Source organism: Pseudomonas fulva (assembly GCF_023517795.1).
Taxonomy (GTDB): domain Bacteria; phylum Pseudomonadota; class Gammaproteobacteria; order Pseudomonadales; family Pseudomonadaceae; genus Aquipseudomonas; species Aquipseudomonas fulva_D.
The window spans coordinates 5,245,163-5,267,028 of sequence record NZ_CP082928.1; the positions used below are offsets into that span (position 1 = coordinate 5,245,163).

Genomic DNA, 21,866 nt, shown 5'->3' on the forward strand with positions numbered 1-21,866 from the left:
AACTCCACACGGTAAGGGCGCCAACGGGGCGCGTCTCAGAAGCAGGTGTCTGGCACCTGTATTCAGTCGTGCGGCGCGCCGGTTGGCCGGCAGGTACGCATGGGAAAACTATATAGTCATAAGAACTAAGTTTTAAATACCTTTTTAGAATTAACTTATGACGGCATCGGCGCGTCAGCCGTGGCTCCAGCGCGCATACAGCGTACGTGCCGCAGCATCGAGGAAAAAACCCAGCACGCCGATCAGCAGCACCATCGCCATCAGCTCGGAATAGGCCAGCCGATCGCGGGTATCGAGGATGTAATAACCCAGCCCGGCACTGACCCCGAGCATCTCGCAGGGCACCAGCACGATCCACAGGATGCCGATGGCCAGGCGCACGCCGGTCAGCACATGGCCCAGCACGCCAGGTACTATCACCCGGCGCAGGGTTTCCCAGCGCGTCGCACTGAGGCTGCGCGCCAGCTGCAGCCAGCGGCCGTCGAGCTGCTTGACCCCGGCAGCGGTGTTGAGCAGGATCGGCCACACCGCGGCGAAGGCCAGCAGAAAGTAGATGGGCTGGTCCCCTACCCCCATGACCATCACCGCGATGGGCATCCAGGACAATGGCGAGATCATCCGCAGGAACTGGAAGGCCGGCGTGGTCGCCCACTCCAGGTTGCGCCAGCTGCCCACCAGCAGGCCCAGAGGCACGCCGACCAGCAGCGCCAGGGCGAGGCCGATGACGATGCGCTTGAGGCTGACCAGCACATGTTCGAACAGCTCCGGGCGCTGCAGCAGCTCGACCAGGCTGGCCAGGGTGGCCTGCGGGGTGAACAGCGCCACCAGGCCCTCGCCGCTGCCGAACACTTCCAGCAGCAGCCACCACAGGCCGAACAGGCCCAGCAGACCGAGCATGCCGAGCCCCCATGGCCCGGCGTGACGGCGCAGCAGGCTGCTCAAACGACGATCTCCTCGGTGCGCTCGAAGCTGTCAGGCGCCCCGAATACCTTGAGCCCGCCGACCGCTTCGATGGCGCGCCGCACGAAGCGGTCGTCCACCAGATCACGGGCGGTGGCTGCCGGGTCGAGACCGGCGAGGAAGCCGTTGTTGCCCTCGATCAGGGTGGTCTTCAGGCGCTTGACCAGCTCCTCGGTGTAGCTGGGGAACGGATAGGGCTGGAAGTCGATGCGCTCGTCGGCCCAGTCGCCATGCTGGATCGCACCGCTGGCCAGATAGCTCTCACGCTCGCTGGCGGCCGGCGCCAGCACCCGGCCGAGCACCTCCGGCGCATGGGGCGTGTAGCGGTTGCTGCCGTCCTTGGACAGCAAATGCGCCGCCGCCTCGCGGTTGTCGCGGGTCCACAGCTGCGCCTTGACGATGGCGCTGACCACCTTCTGCGACCACTCGGGGCGGTTGTTCAGATCGTGCTCGTGCATGAACACCACGCAGCAGGCATGGTTGCGCCACACATCGCCGGTGAAGCGCTGGATGCGCCCGACCTTGAGGTTCTCGGCCAGGGCGTTGAACGGCTCGGCGACGATATAGCCGGCGATGCGCTTGCTGGCCAGGGCCGGCGGCATGTCCGACGGTGCCAGCACCACCAGGTTGACCTCGTGGGCCGCCAGGCTGGCGTTGACCGCCTTGCTCACCGGGGTCAGCCCGGCGTCCCGCAGCAATTGCTGCAGCACCACGTTGTGGATCGAGTACCAGAACGGGATAGCCACGCTTTTGCCGCCGAGCTGCGTCACCTCGCCGATATCCGGCGCCACGGTCAGACCGGAGCCGCCGACGTGGTTCCACGCCACCACCTTGGCTGGCACCTTGCTGCCATAGCGCGCCCAGACGGTCATCGGCGACAACAGGTGAATGACGTTGACCTGGCCGGAAATGAAGGCCTCGATCACCTGCGCCCAGCTGCGCAGCAGCACTGGCCGCTCGGACTTGATGCCCTCGGCCTCGAACAGGCCGTTGTTGTGCGCCACCAGCAACGGCGCGGCATCGGTGATCGGCAGGTAGCCGATGCGCACCGGGGCGTCCGGCTCGCGGGCGGCGCGCGCCTGCAGGCTGGTGAGCAGCGGCAAGGCACCGGCAGCGGTGAGCAGGCCGCTCAGCTTGATGAAATCACGACGTGTATGAGTGGGATCGTCCAGGCACATGGCAAGGCTCCAGCGGTTCGATTGAAGGTCCGTTGTTGCGGCTCGCCCGCCGTAGGGTTTTGAGGATATCGACGCGCAGGGCGCCCAGCTCGTCGACCAGTTCGGCACGCGGCTGCGGCAGGTCGACGTGCCACTGGTCGAGCGTGTGCGCCGGGGTGCCACCCAGTAGCAGGATACGGTCGGACAGCAGCAACGCTTCATCGATGTCATGGGTGATCAGCACGGCGGCGGTCTGTCGCTCGCGGATCAGGTTCAGCAGCAGTTGCTGCATGTCGGCGCGGGTCACCTCGTCCAGCGCGCCGAAGGGTTCGTCGAGCAGCAGTACGTGCGGTTCGCGGGCCAGACAGCGGGCCAGCGCGGTACGCTGGGCCATGCCGCCGGAAAGCTCGCTGGGGTAGCGCTCGCGGGCGTGGGCAAGATCCACGGCGGCAATCGCCTGGTCGATCAGCGCCTGACGCTGCGCCGCCGTGCGACTCGGCTGACGGGCGAAGTCCAGGCCGAAGCCGACGTTCTGCTCCAGGCTCAACCAGGGCAGCAGCGACGGATCCTGAAAAGCCACCGCCACCCGTGGGTGCGGCCCGTTCAGTTGCTCGCCAAATAGCTCCACCCTGCCCTGCTGCGCCGCCTGCAAGCCGGCCAGCACGCGCAGCAGGCTGGACTTACCCACCCCGCTGGGGCCGAGAATGCTGACCAGCTCGCCGGCACGCAGCTCCAGCTGGAAGCCTTCCAGCACGCTGCGTTGGGCGTAGCCCAAACTGATGTCACGCGCATGCAGGACGGTCATGCGGCCAACTCACCGTGCTTGCGCAGCTCGCTACGCAGTTGCACCAGGCTCGGCGTAACCACGGGCACGAAGGCAGACTCGCGCAGGCGCCGGGCAAAACCGCTGCCGTAAGCTTGCAGGTAGGCCTTGCCGCCGCTGGCCTGCAACTCCAGCTGTACCGCCTCGGCCGCCACCTGGGCCAGGCCGATACGAATCTTGAACAGCGGCACCGGGCCGGCGGCGAACTGGCCGTGTTTCAACCCATCGCGCAGCGCGCGCTCGAGCCCCTTGAGCTCAGCTTCGAGCGCCTGCCAGTCGCCTTCCAGCACCGAGCGACCGTCGCCCAGCCGCGCCTTGGCTTCCGCCAGGGCGCGCCGCGCCAGGCCAATCGCCAGGCCACACTGCAAGCCAAGGAAGGCTGGCCGCACGCGCGGCAGGTAACTGCGCGCATCGGCGGCGATCAACCACTCTCGGCCGAGTGCTGCGCCGTCGATACGAATCGCGGCAGTGTTGCTCGACTGCAGGCCCAGCAAGTGCAGGTCGTCACTGCGCACCAGCCCCGGCAAGTCATCCGGCAGCGCCGCCACGAAGGGCTGCGCGCCCGGCAGGTCGATGGCGGCGGCCACACTGAAGCCGCTCTTGCGCAGGTTGGTGACCCACGGCAATTGGCCGTCCAGTCGCCAGCCATCGCCCTGCGCCTGGGCCACCACGCCCAGTTGCTCGATACCGGAAAGAAATTTCATGGCGTTGGACAGGCCGGTGGCGCCCGCCTTGCGCCCGCTGAGCAGATCACCCAGCAGGCGTTCGCGCAGACCGGCGTTGTCGCTCTGCAGCAGGTACTCGATAAAGGCGCGCTGGCCCCAGAAGACGAACGCGGCGGTCAGTGAATGGCTGGCGACCTGGGCGATGGCTTCGACAGCATCGATCACGTCCCCACCCGCGCCGCCCAGCTCGGGCGCAACGCCGTGGCGCAACACATCGGTGGCGGCCAGTTGGCCGAGCAGGGTTTCGCCGTCGAGCAGGCCAAGGTCGAGTGCATCGGCCTGAGCATCCAGCCATTGGCGCAACGAGTGATCGAGCATGCGGTCGGTCTCCTTCAAGGCTGGTTCTCAGACCTCGGCCTGTTCCCAGCGATAGCGCGCGAGCTCAGGGTTGAGCGGCGTATGGGCAAAGCTGTTGGCGAAGTTGCACAGGGTTGCCAGGCTCACGCCAAGGATCACCTCCAGCGCCTGGCCCTCTTCGAAACCGGCATCCTTGAACGCCTGGTACTCGACGTCGCTGACGTTGCCACGGGTGGCGATCACCGCGCGGGTGAAGGCGGCCAGGGCCTCGTAACGGGCATTGGGCAACTCGCCGCGGCCGCGCAGCGCTTCGATCACCTCGGCCGGCAACTTGGCCTTGTTCTGCGCCACCGCCGTATGGCCAGCCACACAGAAGCTGCAGCCATGGGTGGTGGCGGCGATCAGCTGGATCACCTCGCGCTCGGCCAGGCCGAGGCTGGCTTTGCCGTTGAGTGCAGAGACGGTGACGTAGGTTTCCAGGGCAGCCGGCGCATTGGCCAGAACAGCCAGCAGATTGGGGATGAAACCCGAGTTGTTCAGGGCGCTCTGCAGGAAAGGACGGGCGTCTTGCGGGGCCGATTCAAGAGTCTGTAGGGTGATGCGAGCCATGGTTCATCTCCTAACCAAGAGGTGTGGCACTATTGTCTTGGTTATAAAAATCATGAGCCATATTCTAAAGTCGCATTCACTTGCTCCTGAGTCTTTCCATTAGATGAATTCTTCCACTGCCCCTTTTGAATGGTTATTAGCCAGCCTGGAACTGGACGCCAGCCTGTTCCATGTTGGCCGTTACTGTGGCAGTTGGCAGGCCAGTACCCACGGCCTGGCACGCGCCAGCTTTCACCTGCTGGTACAGGGCGAATGCTGGCTGCACCTGGACGACGAGCCGGCGCCGGTCGCCCTGCAGACCGGCGATGCGGTATTTCTGCTGCGCGACTTGGCCTACCGCCTGGCCAATAGCGAGTCGCCGTACGAGGCGCAGTGCAACCCGAGGGTTGCCATGCAGCCGCTCGACAACAGCGCCCAAGACGGGGTCAGCCTGGTGTGCGGCTTCTTCCACTTCCGCCCGGGGCTCAGCAGCCTGATCCTGGAGTCGCTCCCGCCGGTGCTGGTGCTACGAGCCGGCGATCCGACTCTCGGAGCGGCACGCACGCTGTTCGAGCTGATCCTTGCGGAGTGCGCGCGGCCGGAAGGCCCATCGGATGCGTTGCTCGAACGCCTCAGCCATCTGTTGTTTCTCTACGTGCTGCGCGGGCAAGGCCAGGCCGAGCAACTGGGCGGCCTGCTCGGCCTGGCGCGCCATCCGCAGTTCGTCACGCTGATCGAGCAGCTCATTGCCCACCCTGAGCACAGCTGGCCCATGGCAGACATGGCGAGCTACACCGGTTTGTCGCGCTCGGCGTTCTGCAAGCGTTTCCAGGAGCTGTCAGGTGCCTCGCCCGGCCAGACGCTGGTCAGCTTGCGGGTTCGCCAGGCTTCCCGCCTGCTCAAGCAGGGTATCTCGGTGGCCGATGCAGCCGAGGCCGTGGGCTATCAATCGGTAGCCGCCTTTACCCGGGCTTTCAGCAAAATCACCGGCATCCTGCCGGGAGCCTTTCGCCGGCAGTTCAGCGGCGGCACAGCGCCTTAGACGCTCGTCACGGCCATGCTGCTCGGGAAGGCCGTGCCCGCCCTGAATGACCGATACGAAAACGCCGACAGAAGCAGCGCTTCTGCCGGCGTCGTGGCAGCGAGCGGTTCGCGTGCCAGAGCTGTCGAGCATTCGCTTAGAACGCAGGCACCACGGCGCCCGAGTATTTCTTCTCGATAAAGGCCTTCACGTCCGGGCTGGTCAGGGCGTCGGCGAGCTTCTTGATGGCATCGCTGTCCTTGTTGTCCGGGCGGGCTACCAGGTAGTTCACGTACGGCGAATCCTTGTTCTCCAGCACCAGTGCGTCCTTGTTCGGGTTGAGCTTGGCTTCCAGCGCGTAGTTGGTGTTGATCAGTGCCAGGTCGACCTGATCCAGCACGCGCGGCAGCATGGCCGCTTCGAGCTGCTTGAACGTGAAGTTGTGCGGGTTGCTGGCCAGGTCCTTCGGCGTGGCCTGGATGTTGGCCGGGTCCTTGAGGGTCAGCAGGCCGGCGTGTTGCAGCAGCTGCAAGGCACGGCCGCTGTTGCTGGCTTCGTTGGGGATGGCGATGGTGGCGCCGTCCGGCAGCTCCTCGAGGCTCTTGTACTTGCGCGAGTAGCCGCCGAAGGGTTCGACGTGCACGCCCTTGACGATCACCAGGTGGGTGCCGCGGCTTTCGTTGAAGCTGTCCAGGTAGGGCTTGGTCTGGAAGTAGTTGGCATCGAGTTGCTTCTGCTCGACCTGCAGGTTGGGCTGCACGTAGTCGGTGAACACCTTGATCTCGAGGTCGACGCCCTGCTCCGCCAGTTTCGGCTTGATCAGCTCGAGGATTTCGGCGTGGGGAACCGGCGTGGCCGCCACGGTGAGTTTTTCGGCGGCGAAAGCCTGGCTAGCCAGAACGGAGGCCAATGCAGCCAACAGAAGCGTTTTTTTCATGTTTATTCTCGGTAGGTGCCGTTGGATCGACAGCGGCATGGGGTGATTTGGCCGGACCGGATAGGGGCGGCGCGCTGACAATACGGCTCACAGTTATACGTGGAAAATACTTTTAATTCATTCTCATATTTCTTATCAGAATAAGGAGAAGCCGGCGCACTTGTTGTGTTTCGGGCGGTCACTTCTAAAGTGAAAGCACCTCTATTGCGGATTGATGAACATGATCAGCGAAGCCCTGAGCCGTTTCGAGCGCCTGGAACTGGTTCCCCATGCCACCCCGCTGCAACACCTGCTGCGCCTGTCGCACCATATGGGGCGCGAAATCTACGTCAAACGCGATGACCTGACCTTGTTCGCCCTCGGCGGCAACAAGGCACGCAAGCTGGAATACCTGGGTTCCGACGCACTGGCTCAGCAGGCCGATACGCTGATTACCGCCGGAGCCATCCAGTCCAATCACGTGCGCCAGACCGCCGCGCTGGCCGCCAAGCTGGGCCTGGCCTGCGTCGCCCTGCTGGAGAACCCCATCGACACCCAGGAGCAGAACTACCTGCACAACGGCAATCGCCTGCTGCTGGATCTGTTCGGCACGCGCGTGGAGCATGTCGACAACCTCGAAGAGCCGGATTTGCTGCTGATGGCCAAGGCCGACCGCCTGCGCGCCACCGGCAAGAGTCCCTACGTGATCCCGATCGGCGGCTCCAACGCCCTCGGCACCCTGGGCTACGTTAAGGCGGGCCTGGAGTTCGCCGAACAGGTCGCCGCCAAGGGCCTCGACAGCGGCACCCTGGTGCTGGCCTCGGGGAGCGGTGCGACCCATGCCGGCCTGGCCCTGGCCCTGGCCCATGTGCTGCCCGAATGGCGGGTACTCGGCGTTACCGTATCGCGCCCCGCCGACCTGCAGCGCCCCAAGGTACAGGGCCTGGTACAGCGCACCGCGGAACTCTTGGGCGTCAACGTACCGCAAGCGCTGGCCATCGAACTGTGGGACGAGTACTTCGGCCCGCGCTACGGCGAGCCGAACACCGGCACGCTGGACGCCATTCGCCTGCTGGCGAGCAGCCAGGGCCTGCTGCTCGATCCGGTATACACCGGCAAGGCCTTCGCGGGGCTGCTCGACGGCATCCACAAGGGCGCGTTCGAAGAAGGCAAGCCGATCGTCTTCCTGCACACCGGCGGCGCGCCTGCGCTATTTGCATACCAGTCCTTGACTCTCTGAACGGCATATACAAATAATTTTTTATTATTTTCTCGACTACCCTGCCCACCTTAGAGTGCCGCGTCCCAAGCACCTCATAACAACACCCATCGAGGCTCGATCATGATAATTGCCACACTGCGTCGACATATCCTTATTGGCAGCCTCGGCTTGGCGCTGTTCGCCGGCGCCGGCAGCCAGGTTTACGCGGCCGATGACCTGCAGAAGATCAAGGACACCGGCAGCATCAAGGTAGGCCTGGAAGGCACCTACCCACCGTTCAACTTCCAGGACGAAAGCGGCAAGCTCGCCGGCTTCGAAGTGGACCTGGCAAACGCCCTGGCCAAGGAACTGGGCGTGACCGCCAGCTTCCAGCCAACCAAGTGGGACGGCATTCTCGCCTCCCTCGAATCGGGCCGTATCGACGTGGTGATCAACCAGGTCACCATCTCCGAGGAGCGCAAGAAGAAATACGACTTCTCCACGCCCTACACCGTTTCCGGCATCCAGGCCCTGACCCGCAAGCGCGAAGCGGACAGTGTGAAGAGCGCCGCGGATCTGGCCGGCAAGAAGGTCGGCGTGGGCCTGGGCACCAACTATGAGCAGTGGCTGAAGGAAAACGTGCCGCAGGCCGACATCCGTACCTACGACGATGATCCGACCAAGTTCCAGGACCTCAACGTCGGCCGTATCGACGTGGTGCTGGTCGACCGCCTGGCCGCGTTCGAGATGGTCGCCAAGACCGGTGAGCGCATGGCCGTTGCCGGCGACGCCTTCTCCCGCCAGGAGTCGGGGATCGCCCTGCGCAAAGGCAACCCGGAGCTGCTCGCGGCGCTCAACAAGGCCCTCGACAAACTGCGCAGCGACGGCACCCTGAAACAGCTCTCCGAGAAATGGTTCAAGGCTGACGTCACGCAATGATGCCGGACACCTTCCAGCTGGTGCTGGACTCCCTGCCCTTCCTCCTCAAGGGGGCAATCTGGACCATCGTTCTGAGCCTCGGCGGCATGTTCTTCGGCATGCTGCTGGGCTTCGGCCTTGCCCTGGTCAGGCTCTATGCCATCGCCCCGCTGGGCTGGTTGGCCAGGGTCTACATCTCGTTCTTCCGCGGCACGCCGCTGCTGGTGCAGCTTTTCGTCATCTACTTCGGCCTGCCTGAACTGGGGCTGCAACTGGAGCCACTGACCGCGGCGCTTATCGGCTTTTCCCTGAACATGGCGGCCTACGTCGCCGAGATCATGCGCGCGGCCATCGCCTCCATCGACCGTGGTCAATGGGAAGCCGCCGCCAGCATCGGCATGAGCAAGAGCCAGACGATGCTGCGTGCCATTCTCCCGCAGGCGATGCGCACGGCATTACCACCGCTGGGCAACAGCTTCATCTCGCTGGTCAAGGACACCGCCCTGGCGGCTACCATTCAGGTGCCGGAGCTGTTCCGCCAGGCCCAGCTGATCACCGCCCGCACCTACGAGGTGTTCGCCATGTACCTGGCGGCCACGGTGATCTACTGGATTCTCTCCAGCCTGCTGGCCCACCTGCAGAACCGCCTGGAAGCACGCGTCAACCGCCACGAGGCGGACAACTGATGGCCTCAAGCATGATCACCGTTCGCAACCTGAGCAAATCCTTCAAGGGCCAGGCCGTACTCGCGGGTATCGACCTGGATATCGCCCCCGGCGAGGTCGTCGCCATCATCGGCCCCAGCGGCTCGGGCAAGACCACCCTGCTGCGCTGCCTCAACCTTCTGGAAACCCCGGACGGCGGTAGCATCCGCGTCGGCGACATCGAGATCGACGCCGGCAAACCGATCGGCCAGCAACAGGGGCTGATCCGCAAGCTGCGCCAACACGTGGGCTTCGTGTTCCAGAACTTCAACCTGTTTCCCCATCGCAGTGCCCTGGAAAACGTCATCGAAGGCCCGCTGGTGGTCAGGAAACAACCCCGTGACAAGGCCGTCGAACTGGGCCGGCAGTTACTGGCCAAGGTCGGCCTGGCCGGCAAGGAAGACGCCTACCCGAAGCGCCTTTCCGGCGGCCAGCAGCAGCGCGTCGCCATCGCCCGGGCACTGGCCATGGAACCGGACGTGATCCTGTTCGACGAGCCGACCTCGGCCCTCGACCCGGAACTGGTGGGTGAAGTGCTGGCGACCATCCGCGCCCTGGCCGAGGAAAAGCGCACCCTGGTGATCGTCACCCACGAGATGAGTTTCGCCCGTGACGTGGCCAACCGGGCGATATTCATCGACGGCGGCGTCATCGTCGAACAGGGCGACGCCCGCGAGCTGTTCAGTGCGCCCAAACAGGCACGCACCCAGCAGTTTCTCAGCAAATTCCTCGGCAGCGAGCCCGCACGCCCCTAGCCCTTGAAACCCGCCAGCCGTGCTGGCGGGTATCTATTCGCGGTCCAGCAAGTGGAACCGGGGCAGCGAAACACGCCAGCGAATGGCGGCCAGGCGGATGCCCAGCACCACCAGCATGGCCACCCCGGTATCCAGCCAGTGCGGGGTTGCCAGCATGCGCAGCAGCACGAAGGTCACCGCGCCGGCCAGGCAGGCGGTAGCGTAGATCTCCTTCTTGAAGATCAACGGGATCTCGTTGCAGATCACGTCGCGCATCACGCCACCGGCAACGCCGGTCATGATGCCCATGATCACCGCCGTGCTGGAGGGCATGGCGTACTGCAGGGCGACCTCGGTGCCGATCACGGTGAACACCGACAGCCCGAAGGCGTCGGCGATCAGCAGGCCCTTTTCGTGGATCGGCCGGGTCATGCGCACCCAGATCACCGTACCCAGCGCCGACAGGGTGGCCACCAGGATATAGGTGTCGTTGCGGATCCAGCTGACCGGGTGGTTGTCCAGAATCACGTCACGCAGGGTGCCGCCACCCAGGGCGGTGATGATCGCGATCACCAGCACCCCGAACAGGTCCATGGACTTGCGTCCGGCCATCAGCGCGCCGGTAATGGCGAATACCGCCACGCCGAACAGGTCCGCCAGGTAGAACAGCTGGTTCATCGACAAGTCAGTTCACCGGCGTACGCAGGGTCACGAACTCCTCGGCGGCGCTTGGGTGAACGCCGATGGTCTCGTCGAACACCTGCTTGGTCGCCCCGGCCTTGAGCGCGATCGCCAGCCCCTGGACGATTTCGCCGGCATCGGGGCCGACCATGTGACAGCCCAGCACCCGGTCGGTCCTGGCATCGACCACCAGCTTCATCAGCGTGCGCTCTTCGCTCTCGGTCAGGGTCAGTTTCATCGGCCGGAATCGGCTCTCGAAGATCTTCACCTCATGCCCGGCGTCGCGGGCCTGCTCTTCGCTGAGCCCCACGGTGCCGATGTTCGGCAGGCTGAACACCGCCGTGGGGATCATCCGGTAATCGACCTTGCGGTACTCGTCCGGCTTGAACAGGCGGCGTGCCACCGCCATGCCTTCGGCCAGTGCCACGGGGGTCAGCTGCACGCGACCGATCACGTCACCGATGGCCAGGATCGAGGGTGCGTTGGTCTGGTACTCGTCGTCGACCTCGATGTAGCCCTTGTCGTCCAGGCTGACCGAGGTGTTTTCCAGGCCCAGGTTGTCGAGCATCGGGCGGCGACCGGTGGCGTAGAAGATGCAATCGGCTTCCAGCGTACGGCCATCCTTGAGCGTGGCCTTGAGGCTGCCGTCGGCCTGTTTGTCGATGCGCGCGATGTCGGTGTTGAACTGTACGTCCAGGCCGCGCTTGCCGAGCTCCTCATGCAGGTGGGTGCGCAGGGAATTGTCGAAACCACGCAGGAACAGATCGCCGCGGTACAGCAGCGAGGTCTGCGCGCCCAGGCCGTTGAAGATCGAGGCGAACTCCACGGCGATATAACCACCGCCCACCACCAGCACGCGCCTGGGCAGTTCTTCCAGGAAGAACGCCTGGTTGGAGTTGATCGCGTGCTCATGGCCCGGAATCTCGGGAATGTGGGGCCAGCCGCCGGTGGCGATCAGAATGCGCTCGGCGCTGTAGGTCTTGCCGTCGACCTCCACCCGGTGCTCGTCGAGCAGGCGCGCATGGCCCTCGACCAGGGTGACGCCACTGCCCACCAGCAGCTTGCGGTAGATGCCGTTGAGGCGCTCGATCTCGCGGTTCTTGTTGGCGATCAGCGTCGGCCAGCTGAAACTGGCCTGGCCGGGCGTCCAGCCGAACCCTTCGGCATGCTCGAACTCGTCGGCGAACTGGGCGCCGTAGACCAGCAGCTTTTTCGGCACGCAGCCGACGTTGACGCAGGTGCCACCCAGATAGCGGCTTTCCGCCACGGCCACCCGGGCACCATAGCCCGCCGCGAAGCGCGCCGCGCGCACGCCGCCGGAGCCGGCACCGATTACAAACAGATCGAAATCGTAGGTCATAACAGCCTCCTGAACAGACGCAGAGCATACCGTAAACGCAGCGCCCTGCCCGCCTGGCGCATGGGGCAAACTTGTCATCGGCACCTGGGGTCTAGAGCCGTAACGGAGGAACACTGCCATGCGCCCGATTCTCACCCATCTCGCCCTGCACGTACCGGACCTGCAGGCCTGTATCGACTTCTACGCAGACTTCTGCGGCATGCGGGTCATCCACCGTCGCCCTGGCAAGGGTTCGCAGATCGTGTGGATGGCCGAGCCGGGGCGGGAGAGCGACTTCATCTTCGTGGTCATGCCCGGCGGTGAGCCGCGCCAGTTGGCGGCCAACGATTACAGCCACTTCGGTTTCGCCCTGCAGAGCCGCGCCGAGGTGGACGCGGTGGCCGCCAAGGCCGAGGCTGCCGGATGCCTGCTCTGGGCGCAGCGCGACGAGCCCTATCCGGTAGGCTATTACTGCGGCGTTCGCGACCCGGCCGGTCACCAGATCGAGTTCAGCTACGGCCAACCCCTCGGCCCCGGCGCGACGCCGATCAACGCCAGCTGAGCGACCGCGGCTTGCTGTGCGCGTGCAGGACACGGCGGGCATAAAAAAACCGCCCGAGGGCGGTTTTTCCGAAACTGCGACTGGCGCGCTTCAGCCTTTGCCGGTCTTGTACAGGTTCTCGAAGCAGAAGTTGGTCGCCTCGATGTAGCCCTCGGCACCACCGCAGTCGAAACGCTGGCCCTTGAACTTGTACGCCAGCACGCAACCGTCCTGGGCCTGCTTCATCAGCGCATCGGTGATCTGGATCTCGCCGCCCTTGCCCGGCTCGGTTTTCTCGATCAGCTCGAAGATGTCCGGGGTCAGGATGTAGCGACCGATGATCGCCAGGTTGGACGGTGCATCTTCGGCCTTGGGCTTCTCGACCATGCTGTTCACGCGGAAGATGTCGTCGCGGATCATCTCGCCGGCGATCACGCCGTACTTGTGGATCTCGTCCATCGGCACTTCCTGAACCGCCACGATCGAGCAGCGGAACTGGTTGTACAGCTTGACCATCTGGGTCAGCACGCTGTCGCCGTCCAGGTTCAGGCACAGGTCATCGGCCAGCACCACGGCGAACGGCTCGTCGCCGATCAGCGGACGACCGCTGAGGATGGCGTGGCCCAGGCCCTTCATTTCCACCTGGCGGGTGTAGGAGAAGGTGCAGTTGTCGATCAGGCGACGAATGCCGACCAGGTACTTTTCCTTGTCGGTATTGCGGATCTGCTCTTCCAGCTCGTAACTGATGTCGAAGTGGTCTTCCAGCGAACGCTTGCCGCGCCCGGTCACCATGGCGATTTCGGTAAGGCCGGCAGACAGCGCTTCCTCCACACCGTACTGGATCAACGGCTTGTTCACGATTGGCAGCATTTCCTTGGGCATGGCCTTGGTTGCCGGGAGAAAACGAGTGCCGTAGCCAGCGGCAGGAAACAAGCATTTCTTGATCATGGAAGTCCCTGAATGAGAGAGGGTTATCGACGCCGCAGCAGTCTAGCAGGACGTGCAAGGCTTACAACGGGAGCAATGCAAACAGCTCAAACGTTTGCGGCAGCGGGCAGTCACAACAGGTGAAACCCACCGCAACGCGAGGTTCGCATGTCCATCGACAATGACCTGAAGAAAGAAGTTCTCACTCGTCTGCTGCACGCTCATCCCGCCGGCCTGGGCAAAGAGGTGCTGGACAATTTCCGCGGCGAGCACGCGGTCGTGGACGTGCTCAGGCACCTGCAGAAAAACGGCCTGATCCACGACGGCAACCTTTCCGAATCGGACGGTGAGCTGTCCATCCACTACCCCATCAAGCTCAGCTCATCGGGTGTCGAGACGGCCAAGCAGCTCGACGCCTGACCCACCCTTGCGCTGCGCAGCCTGCGCCGTTCTCCCGCTGAAGGAAAACGGCGCAGTCGTCTCTGCGGCCCGGCCGTTCGCGGCCCATCCACTCCCCGCAAATGCTGTACACTCCCGCGCCGCGCGCTGCCGGGACAGCCGCCGCAGAGCGCTTGCCTGCCCCTGCGAACGCCTTCGGGCGGCCAACGCTGCGTAGCCACTATTCAACATTTGCCGGAACACCTCGTGATGAAACACTGCGCAACCTCCCTGTTGCTGGCGGGTAGCCTGCTGGCGCCTGCCCAGGCCATGGCCGCCCTGCTCTGGCAGGACAACAGCCTGACCTACCTCAACGGCATCGACTTCAAGATCGATCCGCCTCGCCAGCAGACGCTGACCTTCGAGCACGCCAGCGGCTGGAGCTTCGGTGACCTGTTCCTGTTTGTCGACGGCATCAAGTACAACACCGAGGCCACCAACGGCGCCGGTGACGGCCACACCTTCTATGGTGAAATCAGCCCACGGCTGTCGTTCGGCAAGATCAGCGGCGCCGATCTGTCGTTCGGTCCGGTCAAGGACGTGCTGCTGGCGGCCACCTACGAATTCGGCGAGGACGACGTCGACGCCTACCTGCTGGGCCCGGCGGTGGATCTGGCGATTCCCGGCTTCGACTACTTCCAGCTAAACACCTACCTGCGCCGCCCGGACGGCAAGCGCGACGGCCGCCACGTCTGGCAGATCACCCCGGTATGGAGCTACACCATCCCGGTTGGCCGGTCCGACCTAGTGATCGATGGTTTCATCGACTGGGTGGTGGACAACGACGACAGTTATCACGCCAACCTGCACATCAATCCGCAGATCAAATACGACCTGGCCAAGGCCATGGGTTGGGGGCAGAAATTCTACGTGGGCGTCGAGTACGACTACTGGAAGCACAAGTACGGCATCGACAACGACAGCCCGTTGGGTGACGAGGTGCTCGGTGGTACCAACCAGAGCGCCATCAGCCTGCTGGTCAAGGCGCATTTCTGATTCACCGGGCTGGCCATCGCCATGGCGGCGGCCAGCTGCCGCCGGTCAGCCTGCCACCAGTACGCGGGCTGCCTGATCGGTGCTCAGTAGGCTGTACTGATGCAGGCTCAGATAGCGTCCGTCCTTGAACTCGACGTCGCGCAAGGTGCCTTCGCGGCTGAAGCCCAGTTTCTCGGCCAATCGCCAGCTCGCGACGTTCTCCGGCTCGATGTCCAGGTGAACGCGGTGCACACCCATGACCGTCAGGGCATGGCGAAGCACGTGCGGCAGCGCCTGGCCCATGAGGCTGCGCCGCCAGTGTTGCGGCAATAGCCAGTAGCCCATGTCGATACGGTGATGCGCGTGGTTCCAGTCATTGAAGCCACAGGCGCCGATCAGCAGGTCCTGATCATCGGCCAGCCCCCACCAGATGCCCGCTTCGTCTGCCAACAACCGCTCATACCACTGCATCTGCTCGCGGGTGGCGACCAGGCTCGGGTAGGAAACACCGTAATGGGCGATCACCTGGGGATGCGACAGCGCGGCATAGACCTGTTCGATATCGTCAGGACGAATACGCCGCAATCTGTAACCGGAAAATGAGAATTCGGGAAATGTAGCGAGTGCGCTGTCCATGCTTCACCCGATGCGCCTGATAAACACGCCCGCAGAGATAAGGGAACGACGCGCGGACTTCCCATGGGCCGACGCCCGAAATGGTGCCCCGAGCCGGAATCGAACCGGCAAGGCCTTGCGGCCGGCAGATTTTAAGTCTGCTGTGTTTACCAATTTCACCATCGGGGCGGCGAAATATGCAAGGGCAGGACTATATACAGCCCCAGGCGACGCCGCAAGTTTAAAGCATGCAATAAAAAACCTCGTAAATCAGTGATCTACGAGGTTATTACGTTGGGCTTACCGATACGGCAGCACAACGGCATCGACCGTGGCCGGGCGGGCGCCGAGGCACCCGGCCCTGCCGGTTACTTGCTGCTGCGGCCGACCAGCAGACCGATCAGCAAGCCGAAACCGGAAGCGACGGCAACCGATGTCCAGGGATTGCTTTCGATACGATCCTGGGCATTGCCGATGGTCTCACGGCCAAGTTCGACAGCCTCACGGCCTTTGTCGGTGATGGTGCCTTTGGCCTCATTGAGCAATGCGATGACTTTTTCACGCGCTTCATGGGCCTTGTCACCGGAGAACGACTCGGCGTCACCCAGCGCCTTGCTGGCCTGATCAAGAAGCTTCTTCAGTTCCTTGGCGCTTTCCTGTTGAAACTGGTCCAGGCCGCTCTCGAGCGAAGTTTTACGTGCCATTGGCGAATGCTCCATACAGTGGTTGATGTTTTTTGGAGGCCCAGCCAAGCGGCAGAGTTCAGGCTTTTTGCCGCGTGCAACGGTCAGCCCTCAGGCGTCGAGCGGAATGATGCCGGTGTGAGCCACATGGTCGCCGGCCATGCCGCGTATCCGTGCGCGCAGGTCAAAGGGCATATCCGGCTTGAATGTCACCGCATGCCCGATCAACTGGCCGTTCTCGTCGACACGCTCACGCTCTTCCTGCATCCAGGTCTGCAGCTCGTCCTCGGTCAGGCCGAGTTCCTGCGCCAGCAAGGCGTTGAAGCGCTCCAGATCGACGCCATCGAATTTTCCACCATCCATATCCTCGCCCTCCTCAGGTCAGTGTTGCTAACTGAGGCCCCGGGTACGGGCAGGCAGTTCCCTCTCTCTTGCCGAGGCGCTCAGGCCTGCCGCCTGACCGTACCGGAATTCAGGGTGCGCAGATCCTGGCGAAGCTGCATCACCAGCTGCGAAATCTGGCGGGAAGTCGACAGTTCGGCGCGGGAAATTCCGGTGACATTCAGGTAGACCTGGGCGGTAACCGGGTCCTTGATCTGAATCGTCACCGACTCACTGCCATCGATGAAGCAACTGCACGCCAAGGGCAGAAAGGCACATTCGACTATATGACGCTGCTCGAGAATGGACATCATCCTGGAAACTCCTTCCTCACGTTGATGACGAGTGGAGTCTAGCTGCCCCGTGAAATCCGGCATGAGGCATTTTGTCCCGTCCATCGGCTGGCGGTTTGCCATGCACCAGGCGACCACTCGTAAGGCGTCGTGAACCTCCCGCGGTTCTGCCCCCTCCCTACTTCACTGCCCCTATGGGCATTACCGACAGTCGATGAGGTGAAACATGCATACGCAGAATGTAGAGGGTACCGAACGCCTGCTCTCGCTGGCCGTGGGCACCATGGGGATGGTCAGTGGCATTAGGCAGGGCGGCGTTGGGGGTCTGCTCAAGGTCGCCGCCTCGGCGATGATTGCCAAGCGCGGGCTGACCGGGCATTGCCAGCTCAAGAGCCTGCTGGAGGCCCAGCGCGAGATTGCCGACGAGGAGCCGCTCCGCGGGCCCAGCGCAGCGACCTCAACCGAGGCCGGCAAGCGGACCGAAGAGTCACGAATGGAGAACGCGCTGGAGGAAACCTTCCCGGCCAGCGATCCGATCTCGCCCTGAAACCTGACGGTTACCCGGCAAGGACGATGAGCATGTTGGTCGGGGTGATGCGTGGCAGCAGTTGCCGGATGTCGGGCGGTGTCTCGGCCTTGAAAAATACCCGGTAACCGCTGCCATCCGGGTAAGGTCGCGAATGGGTGATCCAGTTCGCCAGCAGATTTTCGTTGAGGCCGAGATCAGTGGCGATTTTCGGCAATGGCATATGAACAGTCATGCGAGTTCCCTCTCCTTTGTTCAGATAGTGATGCATGCATCACGCTACGGACTTCCGTGCCCGGCGCCAGGTTGACAGGCAATATCACTATGCCACATTACAGATCTATAATGATGCTTTCTTGCGTGGGTCCAAAGGAACCGGTTTTAGCTGGAGTCAGTGGATAGTTCGGCGCCCTGTTTGCGACCAATCGTCCGGTCAAATGAACTATCACCCCAGCTACCATCAAATAGCTAGTATTACTCGATATGGAGGAACCAATCGTGAGCAAACCCATTTTCAATGCCCGCACCGCGGACAAGTTCGTTGTCCGTTTGCCTGATGGAATGCGCAAGCGCATCGAAGATCTGGCCAACGACAACTACACCAGCATGAACACCGAGATCATCCGCGCCATCGAAGCCCATCTGGAGGGCCAGGCCAGGCAAACCCTGCTGATCGATGCATTGGAAGCGAAGCTGAAGAGCGAATTGCAAACCGCGGCCAAGCCGGGCAAGAAAGCTCAGGAAGCCAATATCGACTACCTCGACGGCCTCAAGACCGGCACGCGCTAATTGCCTATAGCGGGCCTGCATGGTCAGATCAGAGCCCCGACTTCTCGGGGCTTTTTTATTTGCGGCGGTCGAGCTCGAACAAGGGCCACGCCCCCCTATCGGAAGAACCACGATTTAACGCCTGAAAACATCGAGGCCTGATCGTCGGATTGTCATCCCGGCCGCCCCCCGCGGCTTCCAAGATGGATCAGGGAGGACTACCCTAGTGCCCAGGAGCCACACGAAGCAAGGACACACCCTCCATGATGCACCACACCCTGAAATACGGCGCTTGCCTGCAAGAGTTTTCCCGCGTTCTCGACCTGGCGATGAAGAAGCATGACGACATCATGCTGGTGCCAGGGATCATCAGCAGCCTGAACGACCATATCGAAAAACTCCTGGGCCCGGTGTTCGCCCGCCGCCTCTTCAATGAGCGCCAGGCTACGCTGACCCTGCCGGGGGGCAGCAAGAAGACCCTGCACCTGGCATCGCTTTCCGGCTGTTACGGCTTCGAAGATGGCGCGATCGTGCTGCCCTGGGTGTCACTGCAGACCGTTTCCCTGGCAGAGGAAAAACACCCGCGCTCCGACAAGTTCTACATCCCCAATGACGGTCCCGGCGCGCCGCACCGTGCACCCGGTCGGGACGAGCTTTCCCGCTATCTCACCAGTTACCCCAGGTCAAAGGCGGTTTGAAGTGCGCTTACGCATCTGAACAATCAACAGCGCCGGACTCCCGGGCGCGTTGCGGATAGCGATGCGTCTATCAGCCAGTAGCCCGGCGTGAGCTGCCGACCAGATCCCTGCCCTCGCCTACGGTCACCGCTCTGTGCCTTGACGGAAATCGAGCGCGTTGCCCCCAGTCCAAACCAAGCCCTGGAACCTGCAAAGGCTTTGCACGAGCTCGAAACAGCACCTCGACTGCACGTCCCCAGCGCCCATAAAAAAGCCCCGTAGTCAGTAACTACGGGGCTTTGCGTTTGGAGGCTGAGGTCGGAATCGAACCGGCGTTCACGGATTTGCAATCCGGTGCATAACCACTCTGCTACTCAGCCTTAAACTGAACGGGCCGTACGTGACGGCCCGTTGAAACTGGAGCGGGAAACGAGACTCGAACTCGCGACCCCGACCTTGGCAAGGTCGTGCTCTACCAACTGAGCTATTCCCGCTTGTCTTGTCGACGGGCGCCATTCTATATCTTCACAACGCCCAGTCAAGCCCTTGATTCAAAAAAGTTATTTCTTTTCGGCGGTTACGCTCAGATGCGGCCACGCGGCGAGCAGGTACTGCACCATAGACCACAGCGTGAGCGCTGCCGCCACGATCAGCAGCACATAGCCCATCAGCACCCAGAAACCGAACAGCGGCGGATTGCCGAGCAGGATCACCAAGGCGACCATCTGCGCAGCAGTCTTCCATTTACCCAGGTTGGATACCGCCACGTGGGCCCTGGCGCCCAGTTCGGCCATCCACTCGCGCAGGGCCGATACGACGATCTCGCGGCCGATGATGATGGTCGCCGGCAGCGTCAGCCACAGGTTGGCGTGCTCGGCCACCAGCAGCACCAGTGCCGTGGCGACCATCAGCTTGTCGGCAACTGGATCCAGAAATGCACCGAATGGCGTGCTCTGCTCCCAGCGCCGAGCCAGATAACCATCCAGCCAATCGGTTACTGCCGCGAAGGCGAACACCGCACTGGCAGCCCAATAGCTCCAGGAAAATGGCATGTAGAACAACAGGATGAAGATCGGGATCAGCAGAACGCGGAGCACCGTGAGGAGGTTGGGGATATTCATCGGCTCGACTGGACGGTTAGGTGAGGCGGCATTCTACTCGCTGTGCAGTGCCGCATAAATCAAACCGGCGAGCTTTTTACTGATGCCGGGCGCTTTGGCGATTTCTTCCGTACTGGCACGGGACAACTCCTGCAGACCGCCGAAGTGGTTGAGCAGTTCACGACGCCGCTTCGGCCCGACGCCCGCCACCTCCTCAAGGCTCGAGGTGCGCCGTGCCTTGCCGCGGCGCGCACGGTGGCCGGTAATGGCGAAACGGTGGGATTCGTCGCGAATCTGCTGAATCAGGTGCAGGGCTGGCGAATTGCCCGGCAGGGTGAATTCATGGGCGGCATCATTCAGGTACAGGGTTTCCAGGCCGGGCTTGCGGGTGGTGCCCTTGGCCACGCCGAGCAGGATCAACGGCGGGACCTCGAGCTCGGTCAGCACCTCGCGCGCCATCGCCAGTTGCCCCTTGCCGCCGTCGACCAGCAGGATGTCCGGCAACTTGCCCTCGTTCTGCCTGACCTTGCTGAAACGCCGGGTCAGCGCCTGATGCATGGCCGCATAATCGTCGCCGCCGGTCACGCCTTCGATGTTGTAACGCCGATAGTCCGACTTGATCGGGCCTTCGGGGCCGAATACCACACAGGAGGCCACCGTCGCCTCACCACTGGAGTGGCTGATATCGAAGCACTCCAGGCGTTGCGGCACCTCGTCCATCTCCAGTGCCTCGGCCAGCGCATCGAAACGCCCGGCCATGTGCTCACGATTGGCCAGCCGGGCGCCCAGGGCCTGCTCGGCATTGGTGACCGCCAGCGCCTGCCAGCGCGCACGCGTACCGCGCACCCGGTAGCTGATGGCCAACTCGCGCCCACGCAGCTCCTGAATGGCCGCAATCAGCACCGGATAGTCCTCGTGCGGGGCATTGACGATCAACTCGCCGGGCAGATCCCGCTCGTGACTGCCCAGGTAATATTGGCCGAGGAAGGCCACGAGCACATCCTGGGTCTCTTCCTCGATCGCCACCTGGGGAAAGAAATTCTTGCTGCCCAGCACCCGCCCGCCACGCACGCTGATCAAATGCACGCAGGCGCCCCCGGGATTGACCATTGCCGCAATGATGTCGACGTCGCCGGTGCCCCCCTCCATGCTCTGCTGGTCCTGGACGCGGCGCAGCAAGGCCATCTGGTCACGCAGTTCGGCTGCCTTCTCGAAATCCAGCGCGGCGGAGGCCTGCTGCATGTTGGCGGACAGCTCGGCATTCAGGGCGTTGCTGCGCCCTTCCAGGAACATCACCGAATGACGCACGTCCTCGGCGTACTCGGCCGGCTCGACCAGGCCGACGCACGGCGCCTTGCAGCGCTTGATCTGGTACTGCAGGCACGGCCGTGTGCGATTGCGGTAGTAACTGTCCTCGCACTGGCGAACCAGAAAGGCCTTCTGCAACAGCGCCAGGCTTTCGCGAATCGCCCCCGCACTGGGATAGGGCCCGAAATAGCGCCCCTTGCGATTCTTAGCACCGCGGTGAATGTCCAAGCGCGGGTAATCGCCATCGGACAGGAACACGTAGGGGTAGGATTTATCGTCACGCAGCAGGATGTTGTACGGCGGGCGCCATTCCTTGATCAGGGTCTGCTCGAGCAATAGCGCTTCGGTTTCGTTGCCGGTGATGGTGGTTTCCACCTGGGCGATCTTGCCCACCAGCGCCATGGTCTTGGTCGCCAGCCCGGTCTTGCGAAAGTAGCTGGCAAGCCGCTTCTTGAGGTTCTTCGCCTTGCCGACGTACAGCAGGTTGCCGCTCGCGTCGAACATGCGGTAGACGCCCGGGCGTCCACTGCAGGTGGCGAGAAAGGCACTGGAGTCGAACACTGGGCTCAC

27 protein-coding genes and 3 tRNA genes are annotated in these 21,866 nt (G+C 63.2%); 11 read left to right on the forward strand and 19 right to left on the reverse strand.

Annotated features, from left to right (window positions below; all coding sequences use genetic code 11):
- Positions 1-174 precede the first annotated feature (174 nt).
- Genes K8U54_RS24230 through K8U54_RS24250 form a run of 5 tightly spaced genes read right to left on the reverse strand, consistent with a single transcriptional unit; the run spans position 175 to position 4,571 of the window.
- Complete coding sequence (locus tag K8U54_RS24230; RefSeq protein ID WP_249910512.1) at positions 175-897, reverse strand: ABC transporter permease; 723 nt, start codon at positions 895-897, stop codon at positions 175-177.
- A 41-nt stretch (positions 898-938) separates the two neighbouring features.
- On the reverse strand, positions 939-2,138 hold the full coding sequence (locus tag K8U54_RS24235; RefSeq protein WP_249908183.1) for an ABC transporter substrate-binding protein: 1,200 nt from the start codon (positions 2,136-2,138) through the stop codon (positions 939-941).
- Positions 2,104-2,922, reverse strand: a complete 819-nt coding sequence (locus K8U54_RS24240) for an ABC transporter ATP-binding protein (protein WP_249908184.1) — start codon at positions 2,920-2,922, stop codon at positions 2,104-2,106. Before K8U54_RS24240 ends, K8U54_RS24235 begins: the two co-directional genes overlap by 35 nt.
- Positions 2,919-3,983 (reverse strand): acyl-CoA dehydrogenase family protein, encoded by a 1,065-nt coding sequence (locus tag K8U54_RS24245; RefSeq protein ID WP_249908185.1) that lies wholly within the window; start codon positions 3,981-3,983, stop codon positions 2,919-2,921. Before K8U54_RS24245 ends, K8U54_RS24240 begins: the two co-directional genes overlap by 4 nt.
- A gap of 27 nt (positions 3,984-4,010) precedes the next feature.
- Positions 4,011-4,571: a carboxymuconolactone decarboxylase family protein gene (locus K8U54_RS24250; RefSeq protein ID WP_249908186.1), complete on the reverse strand. Its 561-nt coding sequence runs from the start codon at positions 4,569-4,571 to the stop codon at positions 4,011-4,013.
- Between the two features lie 103 nt (positions 4,572-4,674).
- Between K8U54_RS24250 and K8U54_RS24255 the strand changes: the two genes are divergently transcribed.
- On the forward strand, positions 4,675-5,592 hold the full coding sequence (locus K8U54_RS24255; protein ID WP_249908187.1) for an AraC family transcriptional regulator: 918 nt from the start codon (positions 4,675-4,677) through the stop codon (positions 5,590-5,592).
- A gap of 136 nt (positions 5,593-5,728) precedes the next feature.
- Here K8U54_RS24255 and K8U54_RS24260 read toward each other — a convergent pair whose 3' ends face one another.
- Positions 5,729-6,508, reverse strand: coding sequence for a MetQ/NlpA family ABC transporter substrate-binding protein (locus K8U54_RS24260; RefSeq protein WP_249908188.1), 780 nt, complete (start codon positions 6,506-6,508; stop codon positions 5,729-5,731).
- 220 nt (positions 6,509-6,728) lie between these two features.
- On the opposite strand from K8U54_RS24260, the gene K8U54_RS24265 reads away from it, so the two are divergent.
- From K8U54_RS24265 to tcyN, 4 genes are all read left to right on the forward strand, one after another.
- Positions 6,729-7,727: a D-cysteine desulfhydrase gene (locus K8U54_RS24265; RefSeq protein ID WP_249908189.1), complete on the forward strand. Its 999-nt coding sequence runs from the start codon at positions 6,729-6,731 to the stop codon at positions 7,725-7,727.
- A gap of 102 nt (positions 7,728-7,829) precedes the next feature.
- The gene (gene tcyJ, locus K8U54_RS24270) at positions 7,830-8,627 is read left to right on the forward strand and encodes a cystine ABC transporter substrate-binding protein (protein WP_249908190.1); all 798 of its coding nucleotides are present in this window, start codon (positions 7,830-7,832) and stop codon (positions 8,625-8,627) included.
- Complete coding sequence (tcyL, locus tag K8U54_RS24275; RefSeq protein ID WP_070887340.1) at positions 8,624-9,292, forward strand: cystine ABC transporter permease; 669 nt, start codon at positions 8,624-8,626, stop codon at positions 9,290-9,292. The genes tcyJ and tcyL overlap by 4 nt, the downstream gene beginning before the upstream one ends.
- Before the next feature lie 11 nt (positions 9,293-9,303).
- Positions 9,304-10,065, forward strand: coding sequence for an L-cystine ABC transporter ATP-binding protein TcyN (tcyN, locus tag K8U54_RS24280; RefSeq protein WP_249910513.1), 762 nt, complete (start codon positions 9,304-9,306; stop codon positions 10,063-10,065).
- 33 nt (positions 10,066-10,098) lie between these two features.
- Here the strand turns inward: tcyN and K8U54_RS24285 are convergent, their stop codons facing one another.
- A complete protein-coding gene (locus K8U54_RS24285) occupies positions 10,099-10,722 on the reverse strand; it encodes a trimeric intracellular cation channel family protein (protein WP_249908191.1) in 624 nt (207 codons plus the stop codon).
- Between the two features lie 7 nt (positions 10,723-10,729).
- Entirely contained in the window at positions 10,730-12,085 is a 1,356-nt protein-coding gene (gene gorA, locus K8U54_RS24290) for a glutathione-disulfide reductase (RefSeq protein WP_249908192.1), read from the reverse strand.
- A 118-nt stretch (positions 12,086-12,203) separates the two neighbouring features.
- On the opposite strand from gorA, the gene K8U54_RS24295 reads away from it, so the two are divergent.
- On the forward strand, positions 12,204-12,626 hold the full coding sequence (locus K8U54_RS24295; protein ID WP_249908193.1) for a VOC family protein: 423 nt from the start codon (positions 12,204-12,206) through the stop codon (positions 12,624-12,626).
- Positions 12,627-12,716: 90 nt separating this feature from the next.
- Here K8U54_RS24295 and galU read toward each other — a convergent pair whose 3' ends face one another.
- The gene (gene galU / locus K8U54_RS24300) at positions 12,717-13,553 is read right to left on the reverse strand and encodes a UTP--glucose-1-phosphate uridylyltransferase GalU (RefSeq protein WP_093504591.1); all 837 of its coding nucleotides are present in this window, start codon (positions 13,551-13,553) and stop codon (positions 12,717-12,719) included.
- A gap of 147 nt (positions 13,554-13,700) precedes the next feature.
- Here galU and K8U54_RS24305 point away from each other — a divergent pair, with 147 nt between their 5' ends.
- Both K8U54_RS24305 and K8U54_RS24310 read left to right on the forward strand, forming a co-directional pair.
- A complete protein-coding gene (locus K8U54_RS24305; protein ID WP_070887335.1) occupies positions 13,701-13,952 on the forward strand; it encodes a hypothetical protein in 252 nt (83 codons plus the stop codon).
- Between the two features lie 228 nt (positions 13,953-14,180).
- A complete protein-coding gene (locus K8U54_RS24310; RefSeq protein ID WP_249908194.1) occupies positions 14,181-14,966 on the forward strand; it encodes an outer membrane protein OmpK in 786 nt (261 codons plus the stop codon).
- 45 nt (positions 14,967-15,011) lie between these two features.
- Here the strand turns inward: K8U54_RS24310 and K8U54_RS24315 are convergent, their stop codons facing one another.
- From K8U54_RS24315 to K8U54_RS24335, 5 genes are all read right to left on the reverse strand, one after another.
- Positions 15,012-15,581 (reverse strand): GNAT family N-acetyltransferase, encoded by a 570-nt coding sequence (locus K8U54_RS24315; protein WP_249908195.1) that lies wholly within the window; start codon positions 15,579-15,581, stop codon positions 15,012-15,014.
- 81 nt (positions 15,582-15,662) lie between these two features.
- A tRNA-Leu gene (locus tag K8U54_RS24320) sits at positions 15,663-15,749 on the reverse strand.
- A 179-nt stretch (positions 15,750-15,928) separates the two neighbouring features.
- Positions 15,929-16,264 carry a DUF883 family protein gene (locus K8U54_RS24325; RefSeq protein ID WP_013791518.1) on the reverse strand — a complete coding sequence of 112 codons (336 nt, stop codon included), beginning with the start codon at positions 16,262-16,264 and terminating at the stop codon, positions 15,929-15,931.
- Positions 16,265-16,354: 90 nt separating this feature from the next.
- Positions 16,355-16,606: a hypothetical protein gene (locus K8U54_RS24330; RefSeq protein WP_249908196.1), complete on the reverse strand. Its 252-nt coding sequence runs from the start codon at positions 16,604-16,606 to the stop codon at positions 16,355-16,357.
- Between the two features lie 80 nt (positions 16,607-16,686).
- Entirely contained in the window at positions 16,687-16,938 is a 252-nt protein-coding gene (locus tag K8U54_RS24335; RefSeq protein WP_249908197.1) for a DUF1652 domain-containing protein, read from the reverse strand.
- Positions 16,939-17,143: 205 nt separating this feature from the next.
- Between K8U54_RS24335 and K8U54_RS24340 the strand changes: the two genes are divergently transcribed.
- Positions 17,144-17,464, forward strand: a complete 321-nt coding sequence (locus tag K8U54_RS24340) for a YgaP family membrane protein (RefSeq protein WP_249908198.1) — start codon at positions 17,144-17,146, stop codon at positions 17,462-17,464.
- A gap of 10 nt (positions 17,465-17,474) precedes the next feature.
- Here the strand turns inward: K8U54_RS24340 and K8U54_RS24345 are convergent, their stop codons facing one another.
- Positions 17,475-17,678 (reverse strand): hypothetical protein, encoded by a 204-nt coding sequence (locus K8U54_RS24345; protein WP_249908199.1) that lies wholly within the window; start codon positions 17,676-17,678, stop codon positions 17,475-17,477.
- 263 nt (positions 17,679-17,941) lie between these two features.
- On the opposite strand from K8U54_RS24345, the gene K8U54_RS24350 reads away from it, so the two are divergent.
- Entirely contained in the window at positions 17,942-18,232 is a 291-nt protein-coding gene (locus K8U54_RS24350) for an Arc family DNA-binding protein (protein ID WP_013791523.1), read from the forward strand.
- Between the two features lie 242 nt (positions 18,233-18,474).
- Positions 18,475-18,909 (forward strand): hypothetical protein, encoded by a 435-nt coding sequence (locus K8U54_RS24355; RefSeq protein WP_249908200.1) that lies wholly within the window; start codon positions 18,475-18,477, stop codon positions 18,907-18,909.
- 285 nt (positions 18,910-19,194) lie between these two features.
- On the opposite strand, the gene K8U54_RS24360 is transcribed toward K8U54_RS24355, so the two are convergent.
- The 4 genes from K8U54_RS24360 to uvrC all read right to left on the reverse strand — a co-directional run bounded on the left by K8U54_RS24360 (position 19,195) and on the right by uvrC (position 21,866).
- Positions 19,195-19,268, reverse strand: a tRNA-Cys gene (locus K8U54_RS24360).
- Between the two features lie 38 nt (positions 19,269-19,306).
- A tRNA-Gly gene (locus K8U54_RS24365) sits at positions 19,307-19,382 on the reverse strand.
- Positions 19,383-19,448: 66 nt separating this feature from the next.
- Complete coding sequence (pgsA, locus tag K8U54_RS24370) at positions 19,449-20,009, reverse strand: CDP-diacylglycerol--glycerol-3-phosphate 3-phosphatidyltransferase (protein ID WP_249908201.1); 561 nt, start codon at positions 20,007-20,009, stop codon at positions 19,449-19,451.
- Positions 20,010-20,042: 33 nt separating this feature from the next.
- Entirely contained in the window at positions 20,043-21,866 is a 1,824-nt protein-coding gene (uvrC, locus tag K8U54_RS24375) for an excinuclease ABC subunit UvrC (protein ID WP_249908202.1), read from the reverse strand.